Here is a 12,948-nt window from a genome sequence, read left to right on the forward strand (position 1 = left end):
GGGGTCGTTTGCCCGCCCGGTTCCGGGTCGCGTACGCTGAACGCGCAAGTGATCACACCCGGAGCAGCTGGGTGTATCGCAGCGTACCGAAAGTCTCAATGTCCGCAACCGATCACAATCCGTCCGGAGCAAACCGCCACATGCCCACCACCGTCACCTCGCCGCAGGTAGCCGTCAACGACATCGGCTCTGCCGAGGACTTCCTCGCCGCCATCGACGCCACGATCAAGTACTTCAACGACGGCGATATCGTCGAAGGAACCATCGTCAAAGTCGACCGCGACGAGGTCCTGCTCGACATCGGTTACAAGACCGAAGGCGTCATCCCGTCTCGCGAGCTCTCCATCAAGCACGATGTCGACCCGAACGAGGTCGTTTCCGTGGGCGATGAGGTGGAGGCTCTTGTCCTCACCAAGGAGGACAAAGAGGGTCGCCTGATCCTGTCCAAGAAGCGGGCTCAGTACGAGCGCGCATGGGGCACGATCGAGGAGCTCAAGGAGAAGGACGAGGCCGTCCGCGGCACCGTGATCGAGGTCGTCAAGGGCGGTCTGATCCTCGACATCGGTCTGCGCGGCTTCCTGCCCGCCTCCCTGGTCGAGATGCGCCGCGTCCGCGATCTGCAGCCGTATGTCGGCAAGGAGATCGAGGCCAAGATCATCGAGCTCGACAAGAACCGCAACAACGTGGTTCTGTCGCGCCGTGCCTGGCTGGAGCAGACCCAGTCCGAGGTGCGCAGCGAGTTCCTGCACCAGCTGCAGAAGGGCCAGGTCCGCAAGGGTGTGGTCTCCTCCATCGTCAACTTCGGCGCCTTCGTCGATCTCGGCGGTGTCGACGGTCTGGTGCACGTCTCCGAGCTGTCCTGGAAGCACATCGATCACCCGTCCGAGGTGGTCGAGGTGGGCAACGAGGTCACCGTCGAGGTCCTCGACGTCGACCTGGACCGCGAGCGCGTCTCGCTGTCGCTGAAGGCCACCCAGGAAGATCCCTGGCGTCAGTTCGCCCGCACCCACGCCATCGGCCAGATCGTGCCGGGCAAGGTCACCAAGCTGGTGCCGTTCGGCGCGTTCGTCCGCGTCGAGGAGGGCATCGAGGGCCTGGTGCACATCTCCGAGCTCGCCGAGCGTCACGTCGAGGTCCCGGACCAGGTCGTGGTCGTGGGCGACGACGCGATGGTCAAGGTCATCGATATCGACCTCGAGCGTCGCCGGATCTCGCTGAGCCTCAAGCAGGCCAACGAGGACTACAGCGCCGAGTTCGATCCGTCGAAGTACGGCATGGCCGACAGCTACGACGAGCAGGGCAACTACATCTTCCCCGAGGGCTTCGATCCCGAGACCAACGAATGGCTCGACGGTTTCGACAAGCAGCGCGAAGAGTGGGAAGGCCGCTACGCCGAGGCGGAGCGCCGGCACAAGATGCACACCGCGCAGATGGAGAAGATGGCGGCCGACGCCGCGGCCGAGGCCGTCAACGGTGGCGGTTCGTCGAACTACTCCTCCGAGAGCGGCGCGCAGTCGGCCTCCAGCCAGCCGGAATCGGCCGGTGGTTCGCTGGCCAGCGATGCTCAGCTCGCGGCTCTGCGGGAGAAGCTGTCCGGTAACGCCTGAGGCGGATATCGGTAGCGAATAGCCGAACAGAAGACCCCGGCCCTTTCTGGGCCGGGGTCTTCTGCGTCGGTACCCGACCGTCAGTACCCGACGGTGAATCTGCGCTGGATGTACTGCGGAAACTCTGTTTCGTCCAGTAGTGCGACCGCGACATCCTCGGCGGAGATATCGCGGCCGCCGGTATCGAGTAGCTGGTCGCCGCCGACCCGGAAGCGCCCGGTCCGTTCACCGGGCTCGATCCGGCCCGAGGACGGGCTGAGGTAGGTCCATCGGCGATTCGACGTGCGATAGACGTTCAGCGCGTCTCGGCCCGCGGATACTGCTCGGTGATACTCCCGGGGTACGTCGAGGTCGCGGGGCAGATTCTCGGCGAAGCCCGGCTCGTCCACGAGTTGCCGTCCGGGTGCCACTTCCAGGCTGCCCGCGCCCCCGGCCACGAGAACCCGAATTTGCGGATGCCGGGAAAGGGCATCCACCATCGCTTTCGCCCCCACGACGAAATCGTTTGCGCGTGCGATCGTATCGTCGATTCCGTATCCGGCGTTGACTGCGCTGATCACCACATCCAGACCGGTGATCGTCGCGGCGATGCTCTCCGCGTCGCGCCAGTCCGCCACCTGCCAGGCGACTACGCCCCGATCGCGGGGAAAGCGGGATTCGTGGGTGCTGAATCCCCGTACGAGGTGCCCGCGACGGACCGCTTCCGCGACCACCCGGGAACCGATGACGCCGGTGGCGCCGAAAACTCCGATATGCATATCCACTCCCGATCTATGCCGCGTGCATTTACTACACGGCGTTCAGAAACTACACGCTGAAGCGTAATCGCGCGCGGTAGAGTGTCAAGCCGTGGCCGAGGGAGTGATGAATCGCCGAGAACGTCTGCGGGTGGAAACCACGCGGGAGATCAAAGCGACCGCGCTGCGGCTACTCGCCCGGGGCGGCCCGGACGCGATCGCGTTGCGGGCGATAGCCCGGGAGATGGGGATGACCGCCGGCGCGGTCTACGGGTACTACGCGACCCGCGACGAGTTGATCTCGACCCTGATCGCCGAGGTGTACACGGCTGTGGTCGATCGTCTGGAGGCGGCGCGGGACAGAGTCGCCGCGGACGACCCCGGGGCCCGGATCGTCGCCTGGGGTGAAGCCGTACGTGAATGGGCGGTAGCGAGTCCGGCGGAATTCCGTCTGGTCTACGGTGATCCGGTTCCCGGTTATCAGGCGCCACCGGGCGGCCCCGCCGCCGAAGCGGAGCTGCGGGCCTGCACCGGGCTGGTCGGTCTCGCGGCTGCGGTGTGGTCGCGGCGGCCGGACCGCGCTGTGGACTCCGGCTTCGAATGGGCCGATTTCGCACCGGAGCTCACGGCACATGTTCGAGCGGATTTCCCGGAGCTGCCTCCCGGCGGGCTCGCGCTCGCGCTGCGGATGTGGGGCCGGATGCACGGCCTGGTCGCCCTCGAGGTCTACGGTCACCTACGGCTGCCGTCTGCGGACCCGGGCAAATTGTTCCGTGCGGAGATGCTCGAGCTGGTCCGCGAGCTGGGTCTGTGACCGCCCGGAGCGACGCCGTTCGATCGGCGCGACGCTGCCGTGCGGTCGATGGATCCGGTATCCGGCACTATCTATCGGTCCTATCGATACAACAGTGGCCCGGTCCGAAGACCGGGCCACCGTTGTCCGTCGGGAACTAACCTGCCGGGACCGGGACCCAGCGCGGCCAGACGATCGACGGACGCGGGCGATGAGCAGCGAGACTGTGGCGGGGGGTGAGACCGAAGACGCGGAACCAGGGGCGCCGGTTCGTCGACAGCGAGGCCGCGACAGCCGGAATGGCGAGACAGTGCACCCGGCCCGGCGCCCCCAGCCGGTGCCGGCCTGTGCGGTAGTACCTGATGCGCATGCTCGTTCCTTTGCTATCCGTGACAGAAGCTGTGAAGCGGGGCGTGCACTCAGGCCGAACACTAGTCCAATACCTGGCGTAATCAGGACATTTGTGTCGTTCCGCCGTGGCTGGGCGTGTCGAGAGGGTATAGGCGGCGGCCTCGCGGCCGGTTGTGCACGTGTGGATGCGAGACTGAGCGAATGTTACGAATCGGCCTCACCGGCGGTATGGGAGCGGGCAAATCGACGGTCGCGAAAGCGCTCGTCGAGCGCGGCGCGGTACTCATCGACTCCGATGTCATCGCTCGCGAGGTAGTGGCTCCCGGAACACCGGGTCTCGCTGCCCTGGCCGAGGCGTTCGGTACCGACATCCTGGCCGCCGATGGCAGTCTCGACCGTCCGGCGCTGGCGGCCAAGGCCTTTCGCGACGACGAATCGCGCACCACCTTGAACTCCATCACTCATCCGCTGGTCGGTCGGCGCACGGCCGAACTCTTCACCGCCGCAGCGCCGGACGCCATCGTGGTGCAGGATGTGCCGCTGCTGGTGGAGAACCATATGGCGCCCTTCATGAACCTGGTGCTGATCGTGGATGTCGCCGTCGAGACCCGGATCCGGCGCCTGGTCGATTTCCGCGGGGTACCCGAGGCCGATGCCCGGGCCAGGATCGCGGCGCAGGCCACCGACGAACAGCGGCGCGCGGCCGCCGATGTGCTGCTGGACAACAACGGGCCCGCCGAACAGACAGCCGCGGCCGTGGCCCGGCTCTGGGACGAGCGGCTGGTTCCATTCGAAGCGAATATGCGCGCCGCCACGGCGGTGCGTCCCGTGCCCCGGCTCGTGGAATCGGATCCGGACTGGGCGGCTCAGGCGCAACGGCTCATCGCGCGCCTGCGCGTGGCGGCCGGTGCGGCGGCCCTGCGGATCGACCATATCGGCTCCACCGCCGTCCCGGGACTGCCTGCGAAGGACGTTGTCGACCTGCAGATCACCGTCGCCGACCTCGCCGCGGCCGACGGTATCCGTGAGGCGCTGGCGGGGGCGGGTTTCCCGGCGATCCCCGGCCGGACTCGTGACAATCCGAAGGCGGGAGCCGAGCCGGACACCGATCCCCGGCGCTGGGAGAAACGGTTGCACGGGAGCGCGGATCCGGGGCGGCCGGCCTACATCCACTTGCGGCCCGCCGGTAGCCCCGGCCAGGAATTCGCACCGGCGTTCCGGGACTGGTTGCGCGCGGAACCCGATGCCCGCGCGGAATACGCCGAACTGAAGCGAAAGGCCGCCGCCGCGGCGTCGGGTGCGGCCGGGGACGAGGCGTCCGCCGCCTATCTGGCGGTGAAAGAACCCTGGTTCGATTCGGTGTATCAGCGGGTTCTGGACTGGCGCGCCGCGCATCCGGAGTGACGCCCGCCGGCGCGGACGGGATCGGACCGCGGTGGACGGGAGGACCCCCGCGCCGGATCCCCGCTACCTCACATCCAGATCAGCTGCATATCGAGGGATGCCGTCCAGGCCTGGAAATCGTAATCGTGGGCGGCGATGCCGTCGATCGCGCGCACGGCGGTCGCGATCGCCTGCTCCGCGGTATCGGCATCGAGCAGGCCCGCGGTGTGGGCGGCGAGCAGTTCGTCGACATCCAGTAGTTCGGTCTCCCGGCCCGTCCGTACGACCAGGTCCAGGTAATGGTCGACCGATCGCCATTTCTTCGGCTCGAATTCGCCGAATTCGCCGATATCGATGTAGTAGTCCTGATCGCGCATATGCGCCGGATTGAAATGGAACACCGATGCGCGCAGGCCCACGGTGGGCAGCAGCCACGATTCCAGATAATGGAATTGCGGGTGGTCGGCGGTGCGGGCCATGTACAGGCCCCAGGGCTCGAGGTGATAGCGCTCCACCTCGCGGATGAACCCCTTCGGGTCGGTATTGGTCAATTCCGCGATATCGAAGTACTCCACCTTGGGCCGGTGGACGTCCACGCTGGATACCTGTGTCACAGGTGCCGAATCTACCCACTCCGCCGGTGGAACGGCGGGTCACCGCTCGCCGGGTGCCGGACGACGCCGGGATTCTGTCGGTGACCGCGCCTAGTCTGGGGGCATGGCATTCGCAACCGAACTCCGTGCGGCCGGCGTCACCGGGACCGAAGCCGACGGGGAGACCCCGCTGGCCAAATCGGAGTTCCGCCCGGTCGGTGAGATCGAACGCACGGGTGGGCGGTTCGAGGTGGTCAGCCCGCATCGCCCGGCCGGTGACCAGCCCGCCGCGATCGAGGAACTCGAACGCCGCATCAACGCGGGCGAACCCGATGTGGTGTTGCTGGGCGCCACGGGTACCGGTAAATCCGCGACAACGGCCTGGTTGATCGAACGGCTCCAGCGTCCGACGCTGGTGATGGCCCCGAACAAGACGCTGGCGGCACAGCTGGCCAACGAACTACGCGAGATGCTCCCGCACAACGCGGTGGAGTATTTCGTCTCCTATTACGACTACTACCAGCCCGAGGCCTATATCGCGCAGACCGATACCTATATCGAGAAGGACAGCTCGATCAACGACGATGTCGAGCGGCTGCGCCATTCGGCGACCTCGGCACTGCTGTCCCGGCGGGATGTGGTCGTCGTCGCCTCGGTGTCGTGTATCTACGGTCTCGGTACGCCGCAGTCCTATCTGGACCGCTCCGTACTGCTCGAGGTGGGGTCGGAGGTCGACCGCGACGCATTTCTGCGGATGTTGGTCGATGTGCAGTACACGCGCAACGATATGTCGTTCACCCGGGGTTCGTTCCGGGTGCGCGGGGATACCGTCGAGATCATTCCCTCGTACGAGGAGCTGGCGGTACGGATCGAATTCTTCGGCGACGAGATCGAGGAACTCTACTATCTGCATCCGCTGACCGGAGATGTCGTGCGCAAGGTCGATACGGTGCGTATCTTCCCCGCCACGCATTATGTGGCGGGCCCGGAGCGGATGGAACGGGCGGTCGTCGATATCGAGGCCGAGCTCGAGGAACGTCTCGCCGAACTCGAGCGCAAAGGAAAATTGCTCGAGGCCCAGCGGTTGCGGATGCGCACCCAGTACGACCTGGAGATGATCCGGCAGGTCGGATTCTGCTCGGGTATCGAGAACTATTCGCGGCATATCGACGGCCGGCCGGCCGGTTCGGCCCCCGCCACCCTCCTGGATTATTTCCCGGACGATTTCCTGCTGGTTATCGACGAATCCCATGTGACCGTGCCGCAGATCGGCGGTATGTACGAAGGGGATATGTCGCGTAAGCGCAATCTGGTGGAATACGGCTTCCGGCTGCCGTCCGCAGTGGACAACCGGCCGCTCACCTGGGAGGAATTCGCGGAACGAATCGGTCAGGCGGTATATCTGTCCGCCACGCCCGGCGACTACGAGCTCGGCCGGGTCAACGGTGAGGTGGTGGAGCAGGTCATCCGCCCCACCGGTCTGGTCGATCCGAAGGTCGAGGTGAAACCCACCAAGGGGCAGATCGACGATCTGGTGCACGAGATCCGGCTGCGCACCGAGCGCGACGAACGGGTGCTGGTCACCACGCTCACCAAGAAGATGTCCGAGGATCTCACCGATTATCTGCTCGGGCTCGGTGTGCGGGTGCGCTATCTGCATTCCGAGATCGATACGCTGCGCCGGGTCGAGTTGCTGCGGCAACTGCGACTCGGCGAATACGACGTGCTCGTCGGTATCAACCTGCTGCGCGAGGGCCTGGACCTGCCGGAGGTTTCACTGGTCGCGATTCTGGACGCCGATAAGGAAGGGTTCCTGCGCAGTACGAAGAGCCTCATCCAGACCATCGGCCGCGCCGCCCGCAATGTGTCCGGTGAGGTGCACATGTACGCGGACAAGATCACCGATTCGATGCGGGACGCGATCGGCGAGACCGAACGGCGCCGTGCCAAGCAGCTCGCCTACAACGCGGAGATGGGCATCGATCCGCAGCCGTTGCGCAAGAAGATCGCCGATATCCTCGACCAGGTCTATTCCGAGGCGGGCGACGAGGTCGAGGTCGGCGGATCGGGCCGCAATGCCAGTCGCGGCCGCCGGGCCCAGGGGGAACCCGGCCGGGCGGTCAGCGCGGGAATCGTGGAGGGTCGCGATATCAAGTCCATGCCTCGTGCCGAACTGGCCGATCTGGTCTCCGAGCTCACCGATCAGATGATGAACGCGGCCCGCGAGCTGCAGTTCGAGCTCGCGGGCCGGCTCCGCGACGAGATCGCCGATCTGAAGAAGGAGCTGCGCGGTATGGATGCGGCCGGATTGCAGTGACCGGATCCGTTCCACGCCGCCCTGCCCGGTCAGGCCTGGGTGGCCATCCACTCGTTCACGCGTCGTTCGGCTTCCTCTCGGGAGACGTCCTCGACCCGGGTCATGACGACCCATCGGTGCCCGAAGGGATCCTTGAGGGCGCCGTAGCGGTCTCCGGTGACGAAGGTGGCCGGATCCTCGGCAACGGTAGCGCCGTGCTCGCGGGCGCGGGCGATCACGGCGTCGACATCGGGGCAGTAGTGGACCAGAGAGGTGTGCACCCAGTCGCCGGTGGGGGCGAGCACATTCTGGTCGGCCACCGGGAGCCCCAGCTGGATGGTGGAATCGCCGATCTTCAGCTCGGCGTGGGCCGGCTGACCGTCGGGCATATCGTTGCGCGAGATCACCTCCGCGCCGAACACCGCCGAATAGAAGTCGATGGCGGCGTTGCCGTCGGATACCGCGATGAACACGGTGATGGAGTGGTAGCCCGCGGGGATGGGATCGACTGTTTCGCTCATATGTGCGACTCTGCCGGGTTCCGGCCGCCGATTCTTGTAAGAAAGCGACAACCCGGGAAAGGACGGCCGTGAGCGATGCGGGGATCCCGGCGCCGGAGGTGCCCGCCACGGGCGACCGCAAGGCGATTCTGCATCCGCACGAACAGGAACGGTTCCGCACTCTGAACCGCCTTGCTGCGGGCGCGGCCGTATCGGACTACGTGGAGTGGTACTGGTCGGTGCGCTGGGATATGCGCGGCCGGGCTCCCTATGCGGCGGAGGTGCTGCCGTATCCGTGCGTACACATCACCTTCGAACGCGACGGTGACCGATACGGCGGTTTCGTCAACGGCGTCTGCACCCGCAAATTCGTCCGCGAACTCACCGGACAGGGGGAGACGTTCGGTGTCCGGTTCCGCCCCGGCGGATTCGGGGCCTTCACCGGGCTCGATGTCGGGGCGCTGCGGGATCGCGCGGTTCCGCTCGGCGAGGTGCTGCCCGATACCGGCGATCTCGTCGCCCGGGTCCTCGCCGAGCCCGCCGATTCCGGCCGTCGTCGACTGGTCGAGGAACATCTGGGCGGGCGTGCGCGCCGGGAGGACCCGAACTACCGGCTCGTGCTGACGATCGCCGCCGCGATGGCCGGTGATCCCGAACTGACCCGGGTCGATCAGGTGACCGCGCGGTTCGGGGTTCCGGTACGGACACTGCAGCGGCTGTTCCGTCGCTATATAGGCGCCGGCCCGAAATGGGTGCTGCGCCGCTATCGATTACAGGACGGAGCCGATCTGCTCGCCCGCGGTCGTATCGCGGATCTGGCGGCGCTCGCCGCCGAACTCGGCTATTTCGATCAAGCGCATTTCACTCGTGAGTTCACCGCCGAGGTCGGAATGGCGCCGCTGGAATATGCCAAGAATTCGTTACGCTCGCGCGATGAGGTGACCTCCAAGGTCCTGCCGGCCTCATAATCGAAGATGGCATCTCGATCGGAGCAGTACCGTCGGCGACAGTCGGCATGAGCGAGTCGGGCCCGGAGTCGGTAGCGCGGCGTGACCACGCAGGGCCCTCGCTGATGCCTCAATGAATATTGAGGAGCTGGACATGGATGTCGTGGTGTTGATCGGCCGGGTGATGTTCGTCATTCTGTTCCTGAGTTCGGCGCTGGGCCATTTCACCCAGACCAAGGCGATGGCCGGTTATGCGCAGGCCAAGGGCGTACCGATGCCCGAGCTCGCCGTCCAGGGGTCCGGACTGCTGATGCTGCTGGGAAGTATCAGCATCCTGTTCGGGATCTGGGCCGACCTCGGCGCGCTGCTGCTGCTGATCATGCTCGTCCCGACCATGATCATGATGCACAGTTTCTGGAAGGAGACAGACGCCGAGGCGACCCAGATGGAGACGATCCAGTTCAACAAGGACCTCGCGCTCGCGGGCGCCTGCGTCATGCTGTTCGCGTTTTTCGCGCACACCGATGAATTGGGTCTGACGATAACGGGACCGCTGTTCTCGCTCTGATCCCCCGAGAATTGGTGCCGGTGCCCGCCACCGCCCGCGCGGGCGCCGGTACTGTGAGGAAAATCCCAGAGCGACAACGATGTTCGAATTCCTTGTGATCGCTCACAGGTTTACCCCGGCCCGGGGAGGAATCAGCAGGTCGGCGGCATCTGCGCACTTCGGCCGGATCGAAATGTGAAACACCACCGTAGCCGCGTTCGTATGTGATGTACAACGAATCCGGATATTCGGACCCGGGTTTCCGGCTATGGTCTACGCAGTCGCTGCGCCGCTGCCCGACTTTCCGTCGAGCTTCCGGCGCGGCCGCGTTTATACCCCGCACAGTTGGAGGAGAGAATGACCGCCTACCGGACCATTGTCGTCGGTACCGACGGCTCGGACTCGTCGTACGTCGCCGTGGAGAAGGCCGCCTCGCTGGCCGGCGCCGCGGGTTCGACGCTCATCGTGGCCTGCGCCTACTACCCGACCGACGACCGTGACGTCGCCGCCGCGAGCGATATGCTCAAGGACGAGGCGTACCAGGTCCGCGGTTCGGCGCCCACCAACGAGATCCTGCGTACCGCCCGTGACCGGGCGACCGCCGCCGGGGCCAAGGAGATCGTCGAGAAGGCCATCGTCGGCGAACCGGTCGAATCCTTGCTGGATCTGGTCCGGGAAACCCAGGCGGATCTGCTCGTGGTCGGTAACCGCGGCCTGAACACGCTGGCCGGCCGCCTGCTGGGTTCGGTGCCCTCGGATGTGGCGCGTAAATCGAAGTCCGATGTGCTGATCGTGCACACCGTGCGCTGATACCGCGATCGCGCCCGCCCCGCCCGGTATTGCTTCCGGGTGGGGCGGACGTGTTCCGGCGGTGGGTCAGTCGGCCAGACGCCGCAGTTCCGGCGGCAGCTCCGTGCTGTGAACGACGGTGAGCCGCTGGGTGGCGCGGGTGATCGCGACGTAGAGATCGTTGCGCCCACGCGGTGATTCGGCGATCACCGAGGCCGGTTCCACGAGATACACCGCGTCGAATTCCAATCCCTTGGCCTCGGTCACCGTCAACACCCGTACGGATTCACTTGCCAGACCGGAGAATTCGGCGACCAGCTCGGCAGGTGTCAAGACAGCGGCGGTGCCGGGGCCCTGCTCCGCGGCGAGCAGGCCCGCCAGGGTCGTCACCAGTTCCGCCGCGGCCACCCGATGCGCGCGCGGCGGGCGGCCCGAATCGCGAACCGAGCGCGGCACCTCGGCACCGGGATCGATGGCGGCCAGGACATCGGCGGCCACCGCCATGATCTCCGACGGGGTCCGGTAGTTCACGGTGAGCTCGGTGCGTTTCCACCGCTTCGCCACATACGGCTCCAGCATGTCCGACCACGAGCTCGCGCCCGCCGGATCGCCGGTCTGCGCGATATCGCCGACGACGGTGATCCACCGGTTCGGGATCCGGCGCATCACCATGCGCCAGGCCATTTCCGACAGCTCCTGCGCCTCGTCCACGATCACGTGGCCGTAGGTCCAGGTGCGATCGCCCGCGGCGCGTTCGGCTGTGGTCTGCCGATTGCGCACCTGCTGGCGTTCGGCGAGCTGACCGGCGTCGATGAGGTCGTAGGCCATCAGGATCTCCGGATCGAGTTCGTCCTCGAGATCCTGCGGCGCCGATCCGGTGAGGATGTCCAGGGCGTCCTGGGCTTCGGCGAGCTGGGCCCGCCAGCGGCGCCGGGCGCGTTCGCGCTCCTCGGCGTCGTCGGTGCCCAGCAGTTCGGCGAGTTCGTCGAGCAGCGGGGCGTCTGCGGCACTGAATTCACCGGTACCGGTGCGCAGCAATTCCGCCCGGTCGGCCGGATCGAGCAGTTTACCCGCGGCGCGGTCGAGACGATCGGCGTCGGCGAACAGATCACCCAGTACCTGCTGCGGGGTGAGCAACGGCCACAGCTCGGCCAGTACGCGCTGCACCTTCGGATCGGCGCGCAGTTCGTCGCTGATCTCGGACAGATCGGCGGCGCTGAGCAGGCTGCGCCCGTTACCGGCGGGGTCGGCGCCCATGGTCTGCGCGAGCTGATCGGTGAGCGCTTCGATCACCATCGACGCGAAGACGGGACGCGCCAGATTGTGCGGACGGCGCGACGAACGGGCGCGGCCCCGGGCCCGGGTGACGATCTTGCGGTCCAGTGTCACCGGGTATCCGTCGAAACTCAGGGTGATCGGTTCGGTGGGTACCCGCTGGCGGTCGCGCACCGCGTTCTTCAGAATCTCCAGCACGCTCGTCGCACCCTTGATCTCCCCGGCGCGGAGCGAATCGGCGAGCGTGGCCTTCACCCCGGGGTACAGATCACCGATGGTGGACAACAGCACCCCGGTCTCACCGAGCGACGGCAGCACCTGGCCGATGTAGTCCAGGAAGGTCGCGTTGGGGCCGATGATGAGCACACCGCTCTTGGCCAGTTGCTGGCGGTAGGTGTACAGGAGATAGGCCGCGCGGTGCAGCGCCACCGCGGTCTTGCCGGTGCCCGGGCCGCCCTGCACCACGAGCACGCTCTTGTGCTCGGCCCGGATGATCGCGTCCTGTTCGCTCTGGATCGTTTCCACGATGTCGGCCATCTGGCCCGTGCGCGCGGCGTTCAGCGCCGCCAGCAGCGCACTCTCGCTGCCGACCCCGCCCGCCGAGCCGGTGACCCCGGCCTGCCGCGCCACCTCCAGATCCAGGTATTCGTCGTTGACCGCGGTCACCCGGCGGTTGCGGGAGCGGATATGACGGCGCCGCAGCACCCCGTCGGGTGCGGCGGTGGTGGCGAGGTAGAAAGGCCGGGCCAGTGGGGCCCGCCAGTCCAGCAGCAGTGGTTCGTAGTCGTTGTCCTCGTCGAGGATGCCCAACCGGCCGATATAGCGCTGTTCCGGCTCGCTGTCGTCGTCGGTCAGATCGATCCGGCCGAAGCACAGGCCGTGTTCGGCGGCATCGTATTTGGCGAGATCCTCGGTGTAGAGCTGGGTGAACGATTCCCGTTCGGTGCGCGCCTGCGGGGTACCGCCGCTTTCCAGCAGGACGGTGCGCAGCCGGTTGTCGGCGTAGGCGCGCATACCGTCGAGCCGCTCGTAGAGCACCGACAGATACGCCTGTTCGTGGTCGAGGTCCCGCGTCGCCGTGTCCGGGGGCGCCGCGTCGGGAGCCAGATCGGTGGGGCGTTCCTCGGTGC

Annotated in this window: 12 protein-coding genes; 7 read left to right on the plus strand and 5 right to left on the minus strand. The window is 66.5% G+C overall.

The genetic code is table 11. The annotated features are described in order from the left end of the window. Nucleotides 1-140 precede the first annotated feature (140 nt). A complete protein-coding gene (gene rpsA, locus ACWCPQ_RS19835) occupies nucleotides 141-1,607 on the plus strand; it encodes a 30S ribosomal protein S1 (RefSeq protein ID WP_449900974.1) in 1,467 nt (488 codons plus the stop codon). Nucleotides 1,608-1,687: 80 nt separating this feature from the next. Here the strand turns inward: rpsA and ACWCPQ_RS19840 are convergent, their stop codons facing one another. Then, on the minus strand, nucleotides 1,688-2,365 hold the full coding sequence (locus tag ACWCPQ_RS19840; RefSeq protein ID WP_449900799.1) for an NAD(P)-dependent oxidoreductase: 678 nt from the start codon (nucleotides 2,363-2,365) through the stop codon (nucleotides 1,688-1,690). A 91-nt stretch (nucleotides 2,366-2,456) separates the two neighbouring features. On the opposite strand from ACWCPQ_RS19840, the gene ACWCPQ_RS19845 reads away from it, so the two are divergent. Then, the gene (locus ACWCPQ_RS19845; RefSeq protein ID WP_449900801.1) at nucleotides 2,457-3,158 is read left to right on the plus strand and encodes a TetR/AcrR family transcriptional regulator; all 702 of its coding nucleotides are present in this window, start codon (nucleotides 2,457-2,459) and stop codon (nucleotides 3,156-3,158) included. Nucleotides 3,159-3,294: 136 nt separating this feature from the next. On the opposite strand, the gene ACWCPQ_RS19850 is transcribed toward ACWCPQ_RS19845, so the two are convergent. Continuing rightward, complete coding sequence (locus tag ACWCPQ_RS19850; protein ID WP_449900803.1) at nucleotides 3,295-3,507, minus strand: hypothetical protein; 213 nt, start codon at nucleotides 3,505-3,507, stop codon at nucleotides 3,295-3,297. A 182-nt stretch (nucleotides 3,508-3,689) separates the two neighbouring features. Between ACWCPQ_RS19850 and coaE the strand changes: the two genes are divergently transcribed. Continuing rightward, nucleotides 3,690-4,892 (plus strand): dephospho-CoA kinase, encoded by a 1,203-nt coding sequence (gene coaE, locus ACWCPQ_RS19855; RefSeq protein ID WP_449900805.1) that lies wholly within the window; start codon nucleotides 3,690-3,692, stop codon nucleotides 4,890-4,892. A gap of 68 nt (nucleotides 4,893-4,960) precedes the next feature. On the opposite strand, the gene ACWCPQ_RS19860 is transcribed toward coaE, so the two are convergent. Continuing rightward, a complete protein-coding gene (locus tag ACWCPQ_RS19860; RefSeq protein WP_449900808.1) occupies nucleotides 4,961-5,485 on the minus strand; it encodes a DUF402 domain-containing protein in 525 nt (174 codons plus the stop codon). Nucleotides 5,486-5,588: 103 nt separating this feature from the next. Here ACWCPQ_RS19860 and uvrB point away from each other — a divergent pair, with 103 nt between their 5' ends. After that, on the plus strand, nucleotides 5,589-7,781 hold the full coding sequence (uvrB, locus tag ACWCPQ_RS19865) for an excinuclease ABC subunit UvrB (protein ID WP_449900811.1): 2,193 nt from the start codon (nucleotides 5,589-5,591) through the stop codon (nucleotides 7,779-7,781). Nucleotides 7,782-7,810: 29 nt separating this feature from the next. On the opposite strand, the gene ACWCPQ_RS19870 is transcribed toward uvrB, so the two are convergent. Further along, nucleotides 7,811-8,281, minus strand: a complete 471-nt coding sequence (locus ACWCPQ_RS19870; RefSeq protein ID WP_449900813.1) for a VOC family protein — start codon at nucleotides 8,279-8,281, stop codon at nucleotides 7,811-7,813. A gap of 68 nt (nucleotides 8,282-8,349) precedes the next feature. Between ACWCPQ_RS19870 and ACWCPQ_RS19875 the strand changes: the two genes are divergently transcribed. The 3 genes from ACWCPQ_RS19875 to ACWCPQ_RS19885 all read left to right on the plus strand — a co-directional run bounded on the left by ACWCPQ_RS19875 (nucleotide 8,350) and on the right by ACWCPQ_RS19885 (nucleotide 10,564). Further along, entirely contained in the window at nucleotides 8,350-9,228 is an 879-nt protein-coding gene (locus tag ACWCPQ_RS19875; RefSeq protein WP_449900815.1) for an AraC family transcriptional regulator, read from the plus strand. A gap of 112 nt (nucleotides 9,229-9,340) precedes the next feature. After that, nucleotides 9,341-9,775, plus strand: a complete 435-nt coding sequence (locus ACWCPQ_RS19880) for a DoxX family protein (RefSeq protein ID WP_449900818.1) — start codon at nucleotides 9,341-9,343, stop codon at nucleotides 9,773-9,775. Nucleotides 9,776-10,111: 336 nt separating this feature from the next. After that, a complete protein-coding gene (locus tag ACWCPQ_RS19885) occupies nucleotides 10,112-10,564 on the plus strand; it encodes a universal stress protein (protein ID WP_449900821.1) in 453 nt (150 codons plus the stop codon). A 66-nt stretch (nucleotides 10,565-10,630) separates the two neighbouring features. On the opposite strand, the gene ACWCPQ_RS19890 is transcribed toward ACWCPQ_RS19885, so the two are convergent. Further along, nucleotides 10,631-12,925, minus strand: a complete 2,295-nt coding sequence (locus tag ACWCPQ_RS19890; protein ID WP_449900976.1) for a HelD family protein — start codon at nucleotides 12,923-12,925, stop codon at nucleotides 10,631-10,633. Between the last annotated feature and the right edge of the window lie 23 nt (nucleotides 12,926-12,948).

Source organism: Nocardia sp. NPDC001965 (assembly GCF_053594175.1).

Bases quoted from the DNA above. Each gene is read 5' to 3' on its own strand.
- rpsA (WP_449900974.1), top strand. From the start codon at position 141: ATGCCCACCACCGTCACCTCGCCGCAGGTAGCCGTCAACGACATCGGC.
- ACWCPQ_RS19840 (WP_449900799.1), bottom strand. From the start codon at position 2,365: ATGCATATCGGAGTTTTCGGCGCCACCGGCGTCATCGGTTCCCGGGTG.
- ACWCPQ_RS19850 (WP_449900803.1), bottom strand. From the start codon at position 3,507: ATGCGCATCAGGTACTACCGCACAGGCCGGCACCGGCTGGGGGCGCCG.
- coaE (WP_449900805.1), top strand. From the start codon at position 3,690: ATGTTACGAATCGGCCTCACCGGCGGTATGGGAGCGGGCAAATCGACG.
- uvrB (WP_449900811.1), top strand. From the start codon at position 5,589: ATGGCATTCGCAACCGAACTCCGTGCGGCCGGCGTCACCGGGACCGAA.
- ACWCPQ_RS19870 (WP_449900813.1), bottom strand. From the start codon at position 8,281: ATGAGCGAAACAGTCGATCCCATCCCCGCGGGCTACCACTCCATCACC.
- ACWCPQ_RS19880 (WP_449900818.1), top strand. From the start codon at position 9,341: ATGAATATTGAGGAGCTGGACATGGATGTCGTGGTGTTGATCGGCCGG.
- ACWCPQ_RS19885 (WP_449900821.1), top strand. From the start codon at position 10,112: ATGACCGCCTACCGGACCATTGTCGTCGGTACCGACGGCTCGGACTCG.